Source organism: Corynebacterium sp. MSK044 (genome assembly GCF_030232825.1).
GTDB lineage: Bacteria > Actinomycetota > Actinomycetes > Mycobacteriales > Mycobacteriaceae > Corynebacterium.
Genome location: NZ_JASPJJ010000006.1, coordinates 84,029 through 103,848 on the forward strand (window position 1 = coordinate 84,029; position 19,820 = coordinate 103,848).

General features: G+C 59.0%; 20 protein-coding genes. 10 read left to right on the forward strand and 10 right to left on the reverse strand.

Translation table 11 applies throughout. The annotated features are described in order from the left end of the window. Positions 1 to 143 precede the first annotated feature (143 nt). The 3 genes from dtd to QP994_RS05500 are packed head-to-tail and all read right to left on the reverse strand — an operon-like array spanning position 144 to position 2,635. Positions 144 to 578, reverse strand: coding sequence for a D-aminoacyl-tRNA deacylase (gene dtd, locus QP994_RS05490; RefSeq protein ID WP_284854780.1), 435 nt, complete (start codon positions 576 to 578; stop codon positions 144 to 146). Positions 579 to 594: 16 nt separating this feature from the next. Beyond that, positions 595 to 2,130, reverse strand: coding sequence for a DUF7782 domain-containing protein (locus tag QP994_RS05495; protein ID WP_284865655.1), 1,536 nt, complete (start codon positions 2,128 to 2,130; stop codon positions 595 to 597). Positions 2,131 to 2,152: 22 nt separating this feature from the next. Continuing rightward, on the reverse strand, positions 2,153 to 2,635 hold the full coding sequence (locus QP994_RS05500) for a DUF3099 domain-containing protein (RefSeq protein WP_284854782.1): 483 nt from the start codon (positions 2,633 to 2,635) through the stop codon (positions 2,153 to 2,155). A gap of 57 nt (positions 2,636 to 2,692) precedes the next feature. Here QP994_RS05500 and QP994_RS05505 point away from each other — a divergent pair, with 57 nt between their 5' ends. Further along, positions 2,693 to 2,947 (forward strand): DUF3039 domain-containing protein, encoded by a 255-nt coding sequence (locus QP994_RS05505; RefSeq protein WP_420840183.1) that lies wholly within the window; start codon positions 2,693 to 2,695, stop codon positions 2,945 to 2,947. Next, positions 2,944 to 4,695 (forward strand): DEAD/DEAH box helicase, encoded by a 1,752-nt coding sequence (locus tag QP994_RS05510; protein WP_284865656.1) that lies wholly within the window; start codon positions 2,944 to 2,946, stop codon positions 4,693 to 4,695. Before QP994_RS05505 ends, QP994_RS05510 begins: the two co-directional genes overlap by 4 nt. Before the next feature lie 54 nt (positions 4,696 to 4,749). Here QP994_RS05510 and QP994_RS05515 read toward each other — a convergent pair whose 3' ends face one another. Further along, positions 4,750 to 6,510 carry an RNA polymerase sigma factor gene (locus QP994_RS05515; protein ID WP_502870012.1) on the reverse strand — a complete coding sequence of 587 codons (1,761 nt, stop codon included), beginning with the start codon at positions 6,508 to 6,510 and terminating at the stop codon, positions 4,750 to 4,752. Positions 6,511 to 6,752: 242 nt separating this feature from the next. Further along, positions 6,753 to 7,529, reverse strand: a complete 777-nt coding sequence (ppgK, locus tag QP994_RS05520; RefSeq protein ID WP_284865657.1) for a polyphosphate--glucose phosphotransferase — start codon at positions 7,527 to 7,529, stop codon at positions 6,753 to 6,755. A 43-nt stretch (positions 7,530 to 7,572) separates the two neighbouring features. Here ppgK and QP994_RS05525 point away from each other — a divergent pair, with 43 nt between their 5' ends. Together QP994_RS05525 and QP994_RS05530 are read left to right on the forward strand one after the other, a co-directional pair. Further along, on the forward strand, positions 7,573 to 8,439 hold the full coding sequence (locus tag QP994_RS05525) for an inositol monophosphatase family protein (RefSeq protein WP_284865658.1): 867 nt from the start codon (positions 7,573 to 7,575) through the stop codon (positions 8,437 to 8,439). A gap of 18 nt (positions 8,440 to 8,457) precedes the next feature. Next, positions 8,458 to 9,492 (forward strand): pirin family protein, encoded by a 1,035-nt coding sequence (locus QP994_RS05530; RefSeq protein WP_284865659.1) that lies wholly within the window; start codon positions 8,458 to 8,460, stop codon positions 9,490 to 9,492. Here QP994_RS05530 and QP994_RS05535 read toward each other — a convergent pair. Continuing rightward, positions 9,489 to 10,538, reverse strand: a complete 1,050-nt coding sequence (locus tag QP994_RS05535; protein ID WP_284865660.1) for an LLM class flavin-dependent oxidoreductase — start codon at positions 10,536 to 10,538, stop codon at positions 9,489 to 9,491. The genes QP994_RS05530 and QP994_RS05535 overlap by 4 nt on opposite strands. Beyond that, entirely contained in the window at positions 10,535 to 11,155 is a 621-nt protein-coding gene (locus QP994_RS05540; protein WP_284854789.1) for an NADPH-dependent F420 reductase, read from the reverse strand. The genes QP994_RS05535 and QP994_RS05540 overlap by 4 nt, the downstream gene beginning before the upstream one ends. Before the next feature lie 297 nt (positions 11,156 to 11,452). Between QP994_RS05540 and QP994_RS05545 the strand changes: the two genes are divergently transcribed. Next, on the forward strand, positions 11,453 to 11,746 hold the full coding sequence (locus QP994_RS05545; protein WP_284854790.1) for a DUF4193 domain-containing protein: 294 nt from the start codon (positions 11,453 to 11,455) through the stop codon (positions 11,744 to 11,746). A 26-nt stretch (positions 11,747 to 11,772) separates the two neighbouring features. On the opposite strand, the gene QP994_RS05550 is transcribed toward QP994_RS05545, so the two are convergent. Next, positions 11,773 to 12,324, reverse strand: a complete 552-nt coding sequence (locus tag QP994_RS05550) for a DUF3093 domain-containing protein (RefSeq protein ID WP_284865661.1) — start codon at positions 12,322 to 12,324, stop codon at positions 11,773 to 11,775. Between the two features lie 112 nt (positions 12,325 to 12,436). Here QP994_RS05550 and dut point away from each other — a divergent pair, with 112 nt between their 5' ends. From dut to dxs, 4 genes are all read left to right on the forward strand, one after another. Beyond that, positions 12,437 to 12,919 (forward strand): dUTP diphosphatase, encoded by a 483-nt coding sequence (dut, locus tag QP994_RS05555; protein WP_284854792.1) that lies wholly within the window; start codon positions 12,437 to 12,439, stop codon positions 12,917 to 12,919. Between the two features lie 50 nt (positions 12,920 to 12,969). Beyond that, positions 12,970 to 13,749 carry a DUF3710 domain-containing protein gene (locus QP994_RS05560; protein ID WP_284854793.1) on the forward strand — a complete coding sequence of 260 codons (780 nt, stop codon included), beginning with the start codon at positions 12,970 to 12,972 and terminating at the stop codon, positions 13,747 to 13,749. Further along, positions 13,749 to 15,023 (forward strand): class I SAM-dependent RNA methyltransferase, encoded by a 1,275-nt coding sequence (locus tag QP994_RS05565; protein WP_284865662.1) that lies wholly within the window; start codon positions 13,749 to 13,751, stop codon positions 15,021 to 15,023. The genes QP994_RS05560 and QP994_RS05565 overlap by 1 nt, the downstream gene beginning before the upstream one ends. A gap of 135 nt (positions 15,024 to 15,158) precedes the next feature. Then, entirely contained in the window at positions 15,159 to 17,099 is a 1,941-nt protein-coding gene (dxs, locus tag QP994_RS05570; protein WP_284865663.1) for a 1-deoxy-D-xylulose-5-phosphate synthase, read from the forward strand. Here the strand turns inward: dxs and QP994_RS05575 are convergent. Together QP994_RS05575 and QP994_RS05580 are read right to left on the reverse strand one after the other, a co-directional pair. Then, a complete protein-coding gene (locus tag QP994_RS05575; protein WP_284865664.1) occupies positions 17,096 to 18,304 on the reverse strand; it encodes an HRDC domain-containing protein in 1,209 nt (402 codons plus the stop codon). The genes dxs and QP994_RS05575 overlap by 4 nt on opposite strands. A 42-nt stretch (positions 18,305 to 18,346) precedes the next feature. Then, positions 18,347 to 18,910, reverse strand: coding sequence for a DUF3000 domain-containing protein (locus QP994_RS05580; protein ID WP_502870014.1), 564 nt, complete (start codon positions 18,908 to 18,910; stop codon positions 18,347 to 18,349). Between the two features lie 197 nt (positions 18,911 to 19,107). Between QP994_RS05580 and hemQ the strand changes: the two genes are divergently transcribed. After that, on the forward strand, positions 19,108 to 19,809 hold the full coding sequence (gene hemQ / locus QP994_RS05585; RefSeq protein WP_284865665.1) for a hydrogen peroxide-dependent heme synthase: 702 nt from the start codon (positions 19,108 to 19,110) through the stop codon (positions 19,807 to 19,809). Positions 19,810 to 19,820: the final 11 nt, after the last annotated feature.

A 19,820-nucleotide genomic window follows, 5' to 3' on the forward strand; every position in this document is an offset into this window, starting at 1 on the left:
CTAACCTATTAACGCCGGACCAGGCAGCTTTGTTCCCAGAATTGAAGAACGTCTGTTTTTGCTGCTCACATTGGGTTCAATGTGGGCCCGATGTAGGAGCAAACGAGTTTAAAACCTACCTGTTGGACTTTATCAGCAAACGCTCAACATTCAACAAGAACGGTGAAAGGACCTGAGTTCACGGAAGCAACATCCATCATTGCTCCGAAGCGGCCCTGTTCGACGTGGATGCCACGCTCCGTTAAAGCTCGTGCAATCTTTCCGATGACGGGCTCTGCAACATCACCTGGTGCCGCCTCAGACCAAGAAGGACGGCGTCCTTTCTTTGTCTGCCCCATGAGAGTGAACTGGCTGACCAAGAGCACCGGTGCGCCAGTATCTTCTACGGAGACCTCACCTTCAAGAATGCGAAGCTCCGCAATCTTTCGGGCCATCACTTCCCACGCGTCATCGCTGTCATTGCGGCCGATACCCACCAAGGCGAGGATGCCACCGGTGTCGGGGCAGTCAATCGCGCCGACGACCTCTCCGTCAACGGTGACGGAGGCTTGGGTAACGCGAGTCAGAATAGCTTTCATGTGGGTATAGCTCCTTCTAAGCGCTGTGGCGGCGGATCAGGTCAGCGGGCAGGACGAAACCATGCCGGATCAAATCCACGACGATGCCGGTGGCCTCCACAGCCAGTGCCTCTTCTTGTGCGTCATCGAGGCCCTGCGCTGCCGCCCACAACGCCACGATCTCACTCAACGGTAAGCCATCAGGATTCAGTCCAGAGACAATGGATGCCACAGCATCATCGATATCGTGAGTGAAGCGTGGCCCATCCGTGCGGGTCAAGCGCTTCACCTTCGGCTCAAAGCCCATACCGTTATGCGCATCCGCCACGCTCACATCTTCTAGCGCAACACCAGGTCGCACAGCATAACGCGACTGCAAAATGTCCTCTTGGGACGAGCTGCGCAGCCACTCCATTCGCATGAAGTATTCCTCCACCTCGGGGCCGAGGGGATCAGTGAATGGCTGGTCCAATGTTTCAAAGGTGAGTTCACTCGGCGCATCCCCAATATCCCGAATGAAGATCCAGCCAAAGCCCACCGCACGCACACCGGCATCGCGGAAGTGTTGCAGCCATGCACGAGTACGTTCAATCCCGTCCTTGGAACGCGGATCTACAGATTCATCCTTAAGCCAGGTGGATACATACAAAGCTGGGTCCACGATGTCGCGTTGGCACACCCAGGCCGACACTCCTGTTTGTGGGAACCAGGACGCCACACGACGATCCCACGGCTCATCATCAGCATGAATCCATGCGCCCAGAATGAACGCGGTGCCATTGTCTGCAAGATGCTGTGGCACCGTATGCACCACCAACTCGCTGGCGCCATCGAGATTCAAACCGGAATCCCGGTACACGTGGCCTACCTCCGGAAGGCCCACCACGAACGGGGGATTGGCAACGATACGGTCGAATTTCTCCCCGATAACAGGTTCAAACCAGGAGCCTTCGCGGATGTCCACGTTGGTCACACCGGCACCGGCCATCGTGGCACGAGCAAAATCCAGTGCACGTGCATGCAGATCTGTGGCCACCACGCGCTGCGCACACCCAGACTGAGCCAAAGCCTGAACGCCCGAACCAGTGCCAAGATCCAACACGGAATCCACAGGAGTCAGCGGGGTAGCGGACAACAAGGACAAACTCGCCGCACCCACACCCAGAACATGATCAGGCCCCGGAACGTGTTGCGTCACCGAAGCATCACAATCAGAAAAGACAAATCTGTCCTCACCGGCGATGACGTGCGGGCGCACATCAACTGCGACAGTCACGTCACCGGAGGGGGTTGTGGTGGCCCATCCATCGTCGATAAGCGCTAAAGCAAGACGCGGTGAGAGTATGTCCGCAAGCTCCGTGGGCGTGAACGGCTGGCGCAAGAGAAAGAACCGAATCAAATCAGACAGGCGCGACCCATCGCATGCAGCTAGCACCGCGCCGGGCTCACCCCGGTAAAGCGCATCCGTGGCATCTGGGCCCAGGTGCGCGGCGATGGAATCCGCGGTGAGGCCTGCCTCACGCAATTCGCGGGTTAACTCCCGTGCAATATCTGCCGAAAAAGCTGCGGACACGATGTCGCCTTTCTACGTATGCCTAGATGTGGTCGATTGTGCCTGGATTCTCATCGTGCTCGCCACTGTCCGCGCGCCCAGAGGACAATTGTGCCTGTTGGTGGGCAACAAGCATCTGGTGGCGTGCGGCGGCCGGCTTGTACACATTCTGTGTCCGCTTGTCCCGTACCTCATTGCTGTCATTCGCAATGACCACGGAAATCCATGGCAAGGGGATGGAGATGCAGAAGAAGATGAGTGCGAGCCACCAGTTGTGCCACCACAACACTGCTGCGATGGAAAGCAGCACGAAGGGGATACGTAGGCCCTGCAGAATCAAGTACTTGGTTTCGCGGGAGCGACGATTCTCTGAAGGGGAGCGACGGGCGCTGGTGATCAACTGCGCGCGACGGTGCAGAAGTTTCCTGTGTGGCTTGGACGTCGCTGATGGCTGCGCCTGCGTGGAATCCGTTACGGCAGCATCGACGATGATGTTGTCGTCATTGTCGCCGTGGGCAGTGCTCATAGGCACCAAGGGTAGACCGGTGCCCACGGCTTATGCGACTTACCGTGGGAATGAGGCATGATGGTGTCTGTGACTCAGACAACCACCAAAACGATCGAACGGCCCGATGTCCGCGAAGACACCTCGCAGGACAACGACACTCCGAAGTTTTTCCACTACGTAAAGAAAGACCAGATCGTCAACTCCGCTGTCTCCGGCGCCATGGTTGTCGCCCTGTGCGGGGAGACGTTCCCTGTGCGTAAGCAGGCGAAGCCAGGTTCGCCCGTCTGTCCGGACTGTGAGCGGATTTTCAAGGGGCTGCGCAGGAAGTGACCCACGCCGCCGCGGGGCCGACTCTTCGTCTCTGGCAGCAGGAGGCCCTTGATCAATTCTTTGCGCACAAGCCCAAGGATTTCCTTGCCGTGGCTACGCCCGGTGCCGGAAAGACCACCTTTGCGTTGACGCTCGCCAGCATGCTGCACGCGGAGAAGACCGTGGAGCGCATCATCGTGGTGGTGCCCACGGAACACCTCAAGGTGCAGTGGTCCCAGGCGGCAGCGCGGTTCGGTTTGTCGCTTGATCCGGCGTTTACTAACTCGTCGGCGGTGAACCCGGCCTATGACGGCGTCGTGGTCACCTATGCCCAGGTGGGCATGCACCCGTTCAAGCACCACGCGGTAGCAAGTGCTCGTCGCACTCTCGTGATTTTGGATGAGATCCACCATGCCGGCGATGCGAAGAGCTGGGGTGACGGTGTGCGCGAGGCATACAATGACGTGGAGCACCGTCTAGCGCTCACCGGTACGCCGTTCCGGTCTGATGATTCGCAGATCCCCTTTGTTACCTACACCGAAGATGGGGAAGGGCATCTTGTCTCCCGCGCGGATTACACCTACGGCTACGCAGAAGCGCTCAAAGATGGCGTTGTGCGCCCCGTAGTCTTTCTGGCCTACAGCGGTGAAGCCCAGTGGCGAGATTCCGCCGGCGAAGAATATTCAGCTCGGCTGGGGGAGCCACTCGATGCGGCACAAACTGCACGCGCGTGGAAGACAGCCCTTGACCCGAAGGGGGATTGGATCGCTGCGGTGCTCCAGGCAGCGCATACTCGTCTGCTGAAAATCCGTGCGAACATGCCGGATGCGGGTGGGCTCGTGATCGCCACCGATACAACCACCGCGCGTGCGTACGCGAAGATCTTGCAAAAGATCAGCTCTACGCCCGTCACCGTGGTGCTTTCCGACGAACCCGGGTCTTCCAAACGCATCGACGAATTCTCTGCCTCCCAAGACGAGTGGATGGTGGCAGTGCGCATGGTGTCCGAGGGGGTGGACGTTCCCCGCCTGGCGGTTGGTGTGTACGCCACATCAGCATCCACACCGCTATTTTTTGCCCAGGCGATTGGCCGTTTTGTGCGTTCCCGCATTCCGGGTGAGTCCGCATCCATCTTCCTGCCTTCCGTTCCGGTGCTTCTTCGCTTGGCGGAGGACATGGAAGTCTCCCGTGATCACGTCTTGGGCAAGCCTCACCGCGAACAGGGTTGGTCCGATGAATTGCTGGAGCAGGCCAATCGCCAGCAAACCGAACCAGATGAGGCACCGAGCTACGAGTCCATCGGTGCTTCCGCTGAGCTTGATTCCCTGATCTTTGATGGCTCCACGTATGGCACGCCCACCCTCGCAGGCACGGAAGAGGAACAAGACTTCCTCGGCCTCCCAGGGCTGCTGGATGCAGAACAAGTGAAAACCCTTCTGCGTAAGCGCCAAGCCGATCAGCTTGATGCCCGTGAAGCAGAGGAGAAAGCCCAGCAAAAGCAAAAGGCAGCGCAAGAGGCTGCGGAGCAGAGTGGGTCGGGGCTTGGGGGAACGCGCATAACCGAAAGGCCCTCGAGCGGCGTCGCATCGGAAGACATTCCAGCGTTGAGGCAAGAGCTCAACACACGCGTATCTATTGTTGCATCACGCACGGGGCGCCCACATGGCGCTATCCACACGGAAGTGCGTAAAGCATGTGGTGGTCCGCCCACCGCACTGTGCACCGCGGAACAACTGCGTGAGCGCATCGCATACCTGCGAGATTGGTAACTCCCCGGGCTGAAATGAACAGCACCGGGGAGGGGGGGAGTACGGAAGACGGATCTAGTCCAAGTAATCGCGCAGCACCTGCGAACGTGACGGGTGGCGCAGCTTCGACATCGTCTTCGACTCGATCTGACGGATACGCTCACGCGTCACGCCGTAAACCTGACCGATCTCGTCGAGCGTGCGCGGCATACCGTCCGTAAGTCCGAAGCGCAAACGCACAACGCCAGCTTCACGCTCAGAAAGCGTGTGCAGCACGTCCTGGAGCTGATCCTGCAGCAAGGTGAAGGACACGGCGTCAACGGCAACGACTGCCTCGGAATCCTCAATGAAGTCACCGAGCTGACTATCGCCCTCGTCACCAATGGTCTGGTCCAAGGAGATGGGCTCACGAGCATACTGCTGGATCTCCAGCACCTTTTCCTCAGTGATGTCCATTTCCTTCGCCAGCTCCTGCGGGGTCGGCTCACGGCCAAGGTCCTGCAGCAGCTCACGCTGAATGCGGCCAAGTTTGTTGATGACCTCGACCATGTGCACCGGAATACGAATGGTGCGTGCCTGGTCAGCCATGGCGCGGGTAATGGCCTGGCGGATCCACCACGTTGCATACGTGGAGAACTTGTAGCCCTTGGAGTAGTCAAACTTCTCCACCGCGCGGATGAGGCCCAGGTTGCCTTCCTGAATGAGGTCCAGGAAAGCCATACCGCGGCCGGTGTAGCGCTTAGCCAAAGAGACCACCAGGCGCAGGTTTGCCTCTAGCAGGTGATTCTTTGCCTTACGGCCATCACGTGCCACGGCGCGCAGGTCACGCTTCACGGCAGGGGTGAGCTTGGCATCCTTGTCGCCCTCATCGGCGGCACGTTGCATCTCATCCAGGCGGTACTGGGCGTAGAGCCCAGCCTCGATCCGCTTAGCCAGGGAGACCTCCTGCTCAGCGTCCAGCAGGGCGACCTTGCCAATCTGCTTCAGGTACGCACGAACCGAGTCAGCAGAGGCGGTGAGCTGTGCATCCTTGCGCGCCTGGCGCAGTGCAGCGGACTCTTCGATGTCCCAGACAGACGGTGCCGAGTTGCCAGCATCATCCTCATCCTCATCCGCGGCTCCAGCCGGTGCGGACTCACCGGCCTCGCTTTCCTGGCCGAGCTCAGGTACGAATTCAGAGTCATCCTCTTCTTCGTCCTCATCGTCGACGACCTCGTCCTCATCATCGAGGTCCTCATCCTCAGCGAGCTCCGGATCATAATCATCATCCAGCTCATCGCCGTCGATGTCATCATCGATCAGTGCATCATCCACGTCATCCGCGGCATCTGCCTCATCGGCATCGAGCTCGTCCTCCAGCTCGTCTGCCTTCGTGGCCTGCGCTGCAACAGTCTTCTTCACTGTCTTCTTCGCAGCCGTTTTACGCACGGTCTTCTTCGCCGTGGTCTTCCGGGCTGTTTTCTTAGCGGTCTTCTTTGCTGTCTTTTTAACAGCCTTCTTTACCGTCTTCTTCGCCACCTTTTTCGCCGGCGCGACCGTCGTAGACTCTTCAGCGGCTGCCACATCCGCATTGTCAGCAGCAGCAGTGGTCGAGGCGGCAGCCTTGGCAGTGGTCTTCTTCGCCGCGGTCTTCCGTGCCGTCTTTTTCACAGTCTTTTTCGCCGTCTTTGGTGCGGCTTTCTTCACTGCCTTCTTGGCGGTTTTCTTTGCGGTCTTTTTTGCAGCCTTCTTGGCGGTTGCGCGCGCAGGAGAAGCCGCCCCGGTGTCACCGGGGGCCTGGGTTGCCGCGTCGGCGGTTTCAGGGCTCTTCTTGCTGGAAGGGGTGCTAGCTGCCACGTACGACCTTTCGTGCACTCATCACTGCTAATGGATGTTGTCCGCCCCCACGGTACGCGCATTTGCGTTGACGGGGGTCAAGCCCCGCGGGGTGAATCCAACAACCTCACATGCTGAAGTCTATTTTGCCATCCCATGGAGATAGGCAAGACGACCAGTGGTTAAAGGACAACCGTACAGCATACGCACGCACAGCTGAGCTTCGCCACTGTTTTGTGGTTTTTCTTTCAGGGGTTTATCCGCTACGGTGCGACATCTTTGGTCACGGCCATTGCTGCACCGACAATACCTGCGCGGTTGCGGAGCTGGGCGGGGACAACCGGTGTGTCAACGGTGAGGTAGGGCACCCATTTATCGGCCTTGCGGGAGATACCACCGCCAACAACAAAAGCGTTGGGGTTAAACAGCCGCTCGTATTCTTTGAGCACTTTATCCACGCGCTTTGCCCACTGTTTGTAGCTGAGTTCTTCGCGGTCCCGTACAGCGGATGACGCCTGGTGCTCTGCTTCCTTTTTGCCCACCATCATGTGACCAATTTCGGTGTTGGGGAACAGTGTGCCATCCACCAGGAAAGCGGAACCAATGCCAGTGCCGAAGGTGAGGAAGAGAACAGCACCAGACCGGGCAAGCTCATCGCCGAAGGCAACTTCGGCGAGGCCTGCCGCATCCGCGTCATTAAGCACTGCAATGCTGCGGCCAGGCAGGTGCTCCTCGAAGAGGTCGTGGACGTTGGTGCCAATCCATGAGGAATCAATATTCGCGGCGAGGCGCGCAACCTGATCCTTCACCACTGTTGGCATGCAGATGCCCACCGGGCCGTCCCACTCCAGCTTGTCGACGATCTCCGCGACCGTCCTTGCAACCGCCTCAGGAGTGGCTGGTTGCGGAGTTTCAATCTTGATGCGCTCCGTAACAAACTCACCGGTGTCCATGTTGACCAAAGCGCCCTTGACGCCGGAGCCACCAATATCGATGCCGCAACAGTAGTTCCCACCTGCGGGGAGATTCCCGTTATTCATACCGGCCGAGTTTACCTATCAATCTCACCTAAGGTTGGGCACGATGACTGGCACAGAAAATCACATGGACTATGACACGACTGAACTGCTAGCCGTGGCCTTGGAAGCAGCGCTTGGTGCAGCGGAACTCGTGCGCACCCGACGCGAGGAACTCGTCACATCGGGCGCGTTGGCACGCACAACCGAAACAAAATCCTCCGACGTTGACCCAGTGACGGTGGTGGATAAAGAGTCGGAGGCGTACATCACGCACACTCTCACGGAGCTGCGGCCTGATGATGGCATCGTCGGGGAGGAAGGCACATCTCTTGATTCCCACTCCGGTGTCCGCTGGATCGTGGATCCCATCGATGGCACCGTGAATTTCCTCTACGGAATCCCGCAGTACGCGATTTCTATTGCTGCAGCTGCCGGTGATGACCTGCTTGCTGCTGTGGTGATCAACGTGGCTACTGGGCGCACATTCATCGCGCGCAAAGGGGAGGGGGCCTTCGTGGAGAGTGATGAAGAATGGCACCAACTCACCTGTGCGCCCCAGCAGCCCGACAGCGTCAGCCATGCGCTCGTTGCCACTGGTTTTTCCTACACCCCCGAATGGCGTGCGCAGCAGGCCACGATCATCACTGAACTTCTCCCACAGGTACGCGACATTCGGCGTATGGGGTCGGCTGCGCTTGACTTGTGTGCATTAGCGGAAGGCACCGTCAACGCCTACTACGAGCACGGAATCCACCCGTGGGATTACGCCGCTGGGGCGCTCATCGCTGCGGAAGCCGGTGCGTACGTGCAGCACCCAGGGCTAAGCGCGTCCGGTAAAGACGGCGAACTAACCGCAGCCGCCGCGCCGGGTGTGTGGGAGGAATTCCGTGAGACGCTGGCTTCGGCGGGGGCGTTTGAGCCTCTGCGTTAGTGTGCCGATTGGAACAGTATGAATCAGGATGAACAGCACATGTTGGCAGCTCAGTCTAGAGCGGATGATTTCAGGCCCGTGGAGGTCATCCTGCCGCGGGATGTGCCACTCGGTGGTCCACGTGGAATGAAGGTGCACCGCACGATTCCGCATCGACAGCGACCGATGATTGGGGCATGGTGCTTCGTTGACCATTACGGCCCCGATGGCGTTGCAGTTACTGGTGGGATGGATGTCGCCCCACATCCACACTGCGGGTTGCAGACGGTGTCCTGGTTGTTTCAGGGGAAGATCGCACACATTGATTCCGGTGGTGGGCGCGGTGTGGTGCATCCCGGTGAAGTGAATCTCATGACGGCGGGCGAGGGGATTTGCCACTCCGAAACTTCAACCGCGGACACATCCGTCCTCCATGGTGTGCAGTTGTGGATCGCGCTGCCGGAAGATGCCCGGCGTACCGCTCCACGAGCATTTGAACATTACGTGCCACCGGAGGTCACGCTTGGTCCCGCAGCCCAGCCAACGGGAGTGATGCGGGTGTTCTTGGGGGAATTCGGGGGTGAGCGAAGCCCCGTCGATACGCATAGCCCTCTTCTTGGGGTTGAACTTCGCATTGCGCCAGGTGCTGAGGTTGAACTGGCGCTCAATCCTGACTTTGAGCATGGATTGCTTGTCGACGTCCCTGGGATCCACCTGGAAAACATCCCACTCCCAGCGCGCGCAATTGGCTACATGGGCGTGGGGGAGACAGCGATGCGTATTCACAACACCACGGATGAGTGGGTTTATGCCGTACTCATTGGTGGTACGCCCTTTGAGGAAGAGATTGTGATGTGGTGGAACTTCATCGGCCGTGACTATGAAGAGATCAAAACAGCACGCGCCCAGTGGCAGGACAGGTCAGAGCGATTCGGTGAAGTTGAGGGGTATGTAGGCCTCGGTGGCCCCGGTAAAAATGGTGACGGAATGAGTTGGTTGCCGGCGCCGAAGCTCCCCAATGCCACGTTGAAACCGCGCCGGAACCCGGGGCCCACGGCGCGGGTCCAGCATTAGCTTTCGGCGAGCATGTCGCGCACGAGTGGAATGACCTTGGTGCCGTAAAGCTCCACGGAGCGCATTCGGGCGGAATGCGGAATGTGTCCAACGGTGGAGTAGACCATGTCGTAGCGCCCAAGATCGAGGGTGCGAACGGTGTTGGCGATCTTCTTTGCCACGGTCTCGGGGGATCCCACGGTGAGTGCGCCATGGTTGATTTCCGCCTCAAACCGGTCACGGGTTAGTGGCGGCCACCCACGAGTGACACCGATGCGGTGCTGGGCGGCGGCGTACTCCTCGAAGATGATCTCCTTGGCTTCCTCATCAGTATCCGCAACAAAGCCGGGGGAGTGCACGCCCACGGGATGAGCGGCGGTACCAAGTTGCTCGGTGGCCTGCTTGTACAGGTCTACGTAGGGTTTGAAACGCACAGGTGCCCCGCCGATGATCGCTAGCATGAGGCGGAAACCATAACGTGCAGTGCGCACCACAGATTCCGGTGAACCACCAACACCAATCCACGTGGTCAGGCCACGTTCCGTCTTCGGGTACAAGTCCGCGTTCTCCAGTGCGGGACGCGTGTGCCCGGACCAGGTAACTGGCTCCTCCTTAACAATCTCCGCCCACAGATTGAGCTTTTCCTCAAACAGGCGGTTGTAGTCCTCCAGCTTGTAGCCGAACAGAGGAAACGATTCCGTGAAGGAGCCACGCCCAAGAATGACCTCCGCGCGACCATTGGACAATGCGTCAAGGGTGGCAAACTGCTCAAACACGCGTACCGGATCATCGGAGGAGAGCACAGTCACGCCTGAAGCCAATTTCATGCGCTTCGTGGCAGTAGCAATTCCAGCCAACATCGTTGGTGGGGAAGAGATGGCGTAATCCGGCCGGTGGTGCTCACCAACGGTGAAGGTGTCCACCCCAATGGAATCCGCAAGGACGGCTTCCTCCAACGTTGCGCGGATAGCCTTCGCGTGCGTGAACAGGGAGCCATCCGCCTCACGCGGTAGGTCGCCGAACGTATCTAGGCCGAACTCAATAGCTGTGGGATCTAACGTGGTCATGGCATCTCCTTCTCATGGTCAATCAACAGTGTGCGCAGTGTTAGTGCGTCCACATTCGCGCCGAACGCTGGATAGCCGGGCTGTAAAGCGATGCCAGCGTCGAGGGAATCTAGCGACAATGGCTCAAAACCGAAGTCGCGAACGAGCGTGCCCACGAGGGCGACGTCCTCTGCGCTGTCACCCGCGACAGCGATGGCTTTGCCAGTGCCAGGGCCCTCATCGAGGTCGTGGTAACCCATGTGGTTGAAAGCCTTGACCACGCGGGAATCCTTCAGATGTTCTTGCACCAGCCGTGAAGAATGTGCCTCGGCCAGTTCGGGGTCATGGCCGTCCGTTTCCCACCAGTAATTCATGGCATCAATTACGAGCTTTCCGGCTAGTGCATGTGCGGGTAACTGGCGGAAGTTGCGGAGGGGAAGCGCGAGGATCACAACATCGGCAGTATCCGCGACCTCTCGGACCGTAGCGGTACGCGCGCCGGGCACGAGGGCGCTGACGATGAGCTCGATTGCTGCTGGATCACCGGAGCTGGCCAACGTTGTGTCATGCCCTGCTGCGACGGCGAGTCTGCCTAGGACGGTGCCAAGTTTGCCCGCGCCCAGGATTCCAATGCGCATCCTCAATCCCTCCCTTTATGTGACGTGTCACCAACACTAGCATTATGGCGCGCAAGATCTCTAGTGAGGGGAGTCTTTTGACCAGCACGGAAGCGCGTGAAGAGCTATCTGGAATGCCACATTCACTCCCGTGTGGCGACACGCCGAAACTACCCTCCGCGGGGGAAACATGACATCTAGGCAATCGTGATTTAGTATCGCGTCGAAAGTACGCAATAAAGGTCATTGCATCGACTGCTTCCGCGCAGCGGAACACGGTCATGCAGGGCACAGAAAGTATCAGAAGGAGACCCCTTAGTGGCCACTGATTATGATGCTCCCCGCCGGCGCCTCGATGACGAGATTGAGACGGACTCGCTCGAAGGCCTGAAGGCGGCCGAAGCTGCTGGCAGCAGCATGGATGATGACGGGGAAGTCGTGGACGCATTTGATCCGCCAACGGTGGATCTCACCGGCGAGGAACTCAACGTGTCCGTTGTGCCGAAGCAGGACAATGAGTTCACCTGTGCCTCTTGCTTCCTTGTGCAGAAGAACAACCGCCTCGGCCACACGGACGACAACGGCGCCAAGATCTGCCTCGACTGCGAGTAATTCCCCGGAGGGGAGGCAGTAGGGGGTTACCGGCTGAGCGGCTCCACCGCCGCATCGGCTTGGTCAGGCACGAATGCGCGCAGGAGTGCTTCGGGGTTCTTTGTGGAGATGAGCCAGTACGGCGTGGGGTCCTCTGGGTCATCTAGGACGAGTAGTGCCAGCTCCTTCACCCATGCATGGTGGACTAAGTAAGCGGCGGGGTCGAGCTGCCGGCCGAGCGCATTTTGCTTCGCAGTTTTGGGCACGGCGAGGGAGCGGGAGACAACCGTGTTGGGCAAATTCGCATCGCCGACCACGAGCCATCGTGTTCCATCGGAGTCTTGCTCCACCTTCACCACGGTTGAGGACAAGTAGGTGAGGTACCACGCCAAGAGTGCGCCCACGATGAGGAATGTGGCGATCAAGTACACCAATGAGCGGTTGTGTCCGACCTGCGCTCCCATGAGTCCAGCAAAAGCAGCGGCCAATACCCACCACCACACGGGCACCCATTGGCGTTCGGAATAGAGCACGGTGCTCGTGGCCGGGTTCACAGTCGGTGCAGTGGTTGCGTTGGCTGACTCGTTGTTCTCACTCACGGCTCCTATGTTAGGCATCCTTCTCATGCTTGAACATTCTGTACCCGCGTTGCCCATGTGATCCCCGGCGCACTCGCGCGCAGAAGGTAGCGGGTGACGTAGTGTGGGGCGCGTGACAGATACGACGAATATTTCTGGACTTAGCAGTATCGGCCCGATTCCGCTGAAGCGGCTTGACCCTGATTTGCCGTTGCCACAGCGCGCGCATCGTGGTGATGCGGGGGTTGATCTTCATGCAACGGAAGACCTGACCCTTGCCCCGGGAGAGCGCAAGCTCGTGGGTACGGGTATTGCATTGGCTTTGCCGCTGGGCACTGTCGGTTTGGTTCATCCGCGTTCCGGTTTGGCTGCAAAGCATGGCGTGACCATTGTGAACACCCCGGGCACGATTGATGCGGATTACCGTGGGGAAATCAAGGTCTGCCTACTGAACACGGACAGGGACACGCCTTTTGAGGTAACGCGTGGCATGCGCATCGCCCAGCTGGTTGTTCAGCGCGTGGAATTGCCGGACTTCGTCGAGGTGGAGGACTTGGATGAGACGGAACGCGGTGCGGGCGGCTACGGCTCCACTGGTGTTCACTCTTTTTCCTAAGACATCCCCATCCCTACACCCTTTCAACAACGACTAAAGCGAGGAAGATCATGGCACTGTGGCCATTTGGCAAGAAGAAGCAAGCAGAAGTATCCAATGAGGATCAGGCAGAAGCCAAGGAGCTTATCGACGTCGCACAGGAGTCCACCGACGCCCTAGACACCACTGACACTGAACCTTCTGTTGGTGTTGCTGATTCGAGTACGGATCCGGTGTCCATCCCACACGACGCGATTGGCGGGGAGTCCGGCCCATTTGATGGGGACAACGTGGATATCAATGACTTCGATTTCAGCGATGTCTCTGATGGTGTGTTGAACTTGGGCTCCATTGCGCTGCCGTTGCCAAAGAACTCCCAGGTGCAGGTGGAAATGGGGGAGAACGGCCCACGCATGTTGCATGTGGTGACGGAGTTTGGCCGGATGACTCCAGTGGCGTTCGCCGCACCGAACTCTGGCGGGATGTGGGAGGAGTCCTCCGACGAGATTGCCGAGGGGATGCGCGGTGAAGGCATGCCCGCCGAATTTGAAACCGGTCCGTGGGGCCGTGAGGTTGTTGGCAGTGGGGACAACGGCGTTATCCGCATCATCGGTGTGGAAGGCCCGCGTTGGCTCTACCGCATGACGCTGGCTGCCCCGCACGGCAAGGAAGACGATCTGGCAGAGTTGGCGCGCGGTGTTATCGCCCGCTCGTTCATTTACCGTGGCACCACCCCGGTTCTGGCGGGAAATTCTCTGCCGGTGGAAATCCCCGCCCCGTTGGCAGCGCAGTTGCAGCAGGCAATGGCGCAGCAGGCCCAGCAGGCACAACACCCGGAGAATGAGAACTAATGTCTGACCCTTCAGGGGACCTCACTCGTGGTGCCACGCTGACGTTGCGACCCCATGCGATGGCTCATGGCGGCGAGGCGGTTGCGTACGCACCTGATAGTCGCGTCGTCTTTATTGGTGGGGCCATTCCGGGTGACACTGTGAGCGTCACGCTTGATCGGGTGAAAAAGCGTTGGGCGCGGGCTGATGTAGTGGAGGTTCTTGAACCTTCCCCAGACCGTGTGGAGCATGCCTGCCCAGCTGCCGCTGCGGGCGCGGGCTGCTGCGATTACTCGCACATCGCGCCGGCGGCACAACAGCGCTTCAAACGTGAGGTTCTCATCGGGCAGCTGGTTCACCATACCGAGTCCAGCCTGGTGCTTCGGGGCTTTGATCTTGCCATTGATCTTGAGGAAGAAACGCTTGAACCAACACTCGGTTGGCGCACGCGCACTCGCTTGGGGGTAGGCCAGGATGGTCGCGCCGGGGTACGCAAAGCCCGTAGCAATGACATCGTTGCGGATGTCGCCTGCACGCAGGTGGTCCCGGGAGCTTTGGATGGAATCGTCGGGCCAGGCGCGCGCACCTTCACGCCGGGGGCAGAACTTGTCGTGGTGATGGATTCCCACGGTCAGCGCCATGTTGTTGAAACCGCCAAGGCTCAGCGCGGGCGACGCATTGAGTGGATGGAAACGGTTATTGAAGGTGATATGGCCGTCACAGAAGTAGTGCCCGTGGAAGCCGGGGGACAGGTAGAAGACTTTGAATTTGTCTTCCCGCCAACCGCATTCTGGCAGGCACACAGTGCCGCGCCGGCAACGTACTCCCGTTACATCACCGATTGGGCAGCCGATGATTATGAGCGGCCAATTGGGTGGGATTTGTATGGCGGGGTGGGGGTGTTTGTGCCGTCGATAAGCAAAGCGATGGGTGGCCACCCACATATTGACAGTGTTGATTACTCGGTTGCCGCAACCCAAGAAAAGCAACAGTGCCTGTCAGGCTTTGATGTTACGGTGCATAGCCACCCAGTTGAAACAGGACTTATTGGTTTCGCGGATCCAGGCCTTGTCGTCCTCGACCCTCCCAGAACGGGTGCAGGTGCGCACGTTGTTGAAGATATTGCGCAGTACAACCCGCAGCGCGTAATTCATATTGGATGCGATCCAGCTACCTTTGCGCGAGACCTTGCTAGCTGGGGAAACAATGGGTATGTGGTTGAGCGGATGGCACTGGTGGATGCTTTCCCGATGACCCATCATTTTGAAGTTGTGTGCAGCCTGGTGCCCGCATAGGTTTGGCTGCAAAAACTTCCAAGGGTTCCGCCGAGGCAAACTCGGTGGCGTGTAAAGTTGTGCAGAACAAGCGGTGGCCGTAACAGCCTGCCGCTAAAGCAGAAACCAAGCGATGTGAAGGAGCAGCGAGGATACGTGAAAAAGCTTGAAGATCTATCGCTTCCCGCTGACGTGAAAGACATGTCAGTGGAGGAGCTCGAGCTTCTGGCTGATGACATCCGCGAGTTCCTCATCCAGAAAGTCTCAGCCACCGGCGGACACCTTGGGCCGAACCTCGGAGTGGTTGAGCTGACGCTTGCTCTGCATGCGGTGTTTGATTCGCCGAAAGATCCGATCATCTTCGATACATCGCATCAGTCGTATGTACACAAGATCCTCACTGGACGCGCAGATCAGTTTGACACCCTGCGTAAGAAAGACGGCCTCTCGGGCTACACCAGCCGGGCGGAATCAGAACATGATTGGACGGAATCCTCCCACGCGTCCGCAGCACTGTCTTATGCGGATGGCTTGTCCAAAGCGAAGGTGCTGCACGGTGAGGCTGATAGCCGCGTCGTCGCCGTTGTCGGCGATGGCGCCTTGACCGGTGGCATGTGCTGGGAAGCCCTGAACAACATTGCTGAAAGTGAACGCAATGTTGTCATCGTGGTCAATGACAACGGCCGTTCCTACTCCAAGACCATCGGTGGTTTTGCCCGTAACCTGGACAATATCCGCTCCCAGATTGCCTCCATCCGCATTCAGCCCGGTTATGACGAAGTGATGGAACAGGGCAAGCGCACCTTGAAGTCCATGGGCTGGGTTGGGGAGCGTGCTTTTGGTGCTTTCAAGGCCGTCAAGGACGGTATCAAGCACCAGGTTGTACCAACACAGATGTTCCAGGACTTGGGCCTAAAGTATGTTGGCCCGATTAATGGGCACGATATTGGTGCGCTGCTTGGTGCTTTCCGTTATGCCCAGCAACATGACGGTCCGCTGCTGCTTCACGTGGCTACGGAGAAGGGACATGGTTTTGCCCCGGCAGTTAATGACATTGCGGATCAGATGCACTCCACCGGTGTGATTGACCCGGTGACAGGCGAAGCGCTGGGTAAGTCACGTCCCGGTTGGACCGGTGTGTTTTCCGAAGAGCTTCTTCGTGCTGCCCATGAGCGCGCAGACATTGTTGCCTTGACCGCGGCGATGGCCGGCCCGACGGGTCTTGCCCCGTTTGCGGAGAAGTTCCCTTCCCGCTTCTTCGATGTGGGTATCGCAGAGCAGCATGCGGTGACCTCCGCGGCTGGTATGGCCCTCGGAGGACTGCACCCGGTGGTGGCTGTGTACTCCACTTTCTTGAACCGGGCCTTTGATCAGCTGCTCATGGATGTTGCGCTGATCAACCAGCCTGTCACCCTCGTGTTGGACCGCGCGGGTGTCACTGGCAGTGATGGTGCGAGCCACAACGGCGTGTGGGACATGGCGTTGACCTCCATTGTTCCGGGAATCCAGGTCGCTGCGCCGCGTGACGCTGATCAGTTGCGTGAGGAATTCCGCGAAGCCATTGCTGTGGACACCGGCCCAACGGTTGTGCGTTTCCCGAAGGGCGATGTCGGCCCGGGCATTGAAGCGGTGCGTCGCACGGCAGGAGGCATGGATATCCTCGTTGAGCCGACGGCCGACGCTGAGACTGATGCCACTGGTGAGGATGCTTCCGTGGATATCCTGCTGGTTGCTATTGGTGAATTCGCCGGCCGTGCCGTGGAGGCAGCAGAAGCCCTTAACGCGGACGGCTACAACATCACCGTCGTGGACCCTCGATGGATCATCCCCGTGAACCCAGAGCTGGTGGACATGGCTGCGGAAGCAGACTTGGTAGTGGTCTATGAAGACGGCATCATCCGTGGCGGCGTCGGCTCGGCGCTGGGTGAGGTGCTGTCCACTGCTGAGGTGGACACCCCGTTGCGTCACCTCGCGTTCCCGGATGTATTCCCGGGACACGCGACACGTGATGAGCTGCTTGAGGATGTCGGTTTGGACGCTGCCTCCGCCCGTGAATCCATCCGTAGCTGGGTTCAGGGGCTCGCCGACCGGGACTAATCCGTTGTGGCGTTTACTGTGCTGTCGAGGTCCACGTTCGCATTGAACAAAGCAGCCGTGTGCTCAATCTGCCACGGACGCGCACCCAGATCAGCCAGGAGCGTAGCCACTGAATGAGTCTGGTTCACCACGTCACCTTCAGTGAGGGCCCACACGGCTTCCCGCAGGATGGCCGGGGTGAGGAGGACCTCCGGGGCGATGCTCATTTCAGCGGCGGTTTCTGCGATTGCCGCACGCATCGTCTGCAACGCTTCCCAGGACTCGGGATGATGGCGCTGCCACGTTGATTTTCCGGGGGAGCCACCCGTCGCACGTTGCTTCTGGGGCCAGGTGGCAGGGTCGGATGCGTAGGCTTCCTCCACCACGGTGAACCATTTACGGGTGGCGCCGCGACGGCGACGCGGAAAGCCGTCGATACGCCCTAACTCACTTGGATGTGAGGGCTGCTCCTTCGCAATCGCAATGATGACTTTGTTAGGCAGGATCATCGTGGGGGAGACATCGCGGCGGGACGCTTCTTCATCGCGTGCAGTCCACACTGCTTGCGCCACCGCGCGTGAACGTGGGCTGCGCAGTGCTGATGTGCCTTTGAGCATGGTCCACGTCCGCTCCTCCGCTGACCAGTGCGCAAACTCATCAACGATGTGGGAAAACTCCTGCTCCGCGGCATCTATCTTGCCTTGGAGCCCCAACAGTTCTGCTTGTGCATCTGCCAGATCCCCAAGGTAGATCACGTCATCGGCGGCATAATCGAGCCAATCTTCAGGCAGCGGGACAGCAGACCAATTCTCGCGACCATGGCCCTTCTCAAGCTCGACACCGCAAAATTCCAGGACCATGGCGCCGAGGTTTGGCTTGCTGTAGCCAGCAATACGTCCGGCCAGCGCCGTATCAAAAAGTCGTCCGGGGTGGAGGCCCAATTCAGCCAGGCTGGGCAGATCTTCGGGTGCAGCATGCACGATCCACTCAGCACCATTAACCACGGGGGCGAGTGCGCGCGTGAGTTCGGGGCGGTGTCCTTCCGGAGCGAACAAATAAGTGCCAGCACCACGACGATGGATTTGAACCAAAAACGCACGGTCGTCATAGCGATACGCAGAGGCACGCTCCGTATCGATAGCAAAAGGGCCACGCCCCGCCAAGAGGGCACTCGCCGCGCGTTCAAAGCCGTTTGGCGTATCGACGAGTTCGTAGCGGGCACACATACCCAACAGGATAGTTACCCCTGACTGCAGCGCGTTGTTGACCTAGCGGCGGTCGAGGCCAGCAACGCCTTCCGGCGGGAGACCTGCCACGTGAGCCAAAACCTTAGAAAAGGCCTCAACGTGGTGGGATAGGTCAGTGGTGGCGGCAGTCCAGGAGGCACGCATCTCAATCTGGTACGCGCGTGGTGGGCCACCAATGTCCCCGAAACGAACGGAAGCCGTGGACGTCACTGTGCCACCGAGGTCGGTGTACTCCGCGTTGGTTTCTTCCAGAGATTCACCCAGCCACTGCCATGCCACGTCCGGCAGGAGGGGATCGGAGGCAACGTCATCGTCCATGTCGGCCTGGATGTAGGCGACCAAACGCATGGAGCCTTCCCAGGTCTCCTCGCTGGAGGGGGAGTACAGCAGGATCAGACGGCCGAAGGCATCCCCCTGTGAATCGGTGGGGATGGGGCCACTCTCATCCATGCCAGCTACCTCAAGGCCAATGGCATGGCTGTACGGTGCTGGGCGCTGGGGCGGGCGGATTGTTCCCAGGCTAATTTCCGGTCGCAGTTGTGCGCGATGCATGGATTCGACTGCCTCGGTAAACTCCGCAGGAATTTTTGCGGATTCTTGGGAGGTTTGTGGCTCAGGAGCCGCGGCGAGCGTGGGTTGGTCCGAATGTGTCACGGGTTCCAAGCTATCCAGTGACTGCCAAAAATCTGTGGAGGCGCGCCGTTAGTCCTCGTATCGTGCTAGACATGAGAGGGATAGAACTTTCGATGGATAATCCCGTGAGGTAAGGAAGGATGCACCCCATGACACAGCCAGACCTTGAAAAACTCAACAGCACCCAGCGGTATGCCCAATGGGCGACTTTCCGCGTGATACCGGGGGCTCTAGGCGCTGATCGTGCAGAGGCTATCGCGGAGGCAAAGGCCTTCTTCGCTGATCTTGAGGCCGAAGGCAAAGTCGTTGTTCGCGGTATCTATGACATCTCCGGGATGCGCGCCGAAGCAGATGTGATGATCTGGTGGCACGCCGAGGAGTTCACGGACTTGCAGAAGGCCTACAACGAGTTCCGCCGCACCACGGCGTTCGGTGAGTGCTTGGAGGTGTTCTGGGTTGGTGTTGGCTTGCACCGCCCCGCGGAGTTCAACCGTGGTCACTTGCCAGCCTTCATTATGGGTGAGAAGCCGCAGGATTGGATCACGGTCTACCCGTTCACCCGTTCCTACGACTGGTACATCATGGATCCAGACAAGCGCCGCCAGCTGCTCATTGAGCACGGCCGTGCCGCGGCTGGTTTTGAAGATGTTCGGGCGAACACGATGTCTGCTTTCGCGCTTGGTGATTATGAGTGGATGCTCGCCTTTGAAGCACCCACGCTGGAACGTATTTCCGATCTCATGCACAAGATGCGCTACACCGAAGCGCGTCTGCACGTGCGCGAGGAGCTGCCGTTCTTCTCCGGCCGACGAGTGGCAGACATTGCGGAGGTCATCGAGGTCTTGCCTTAAATGTCAAGCCG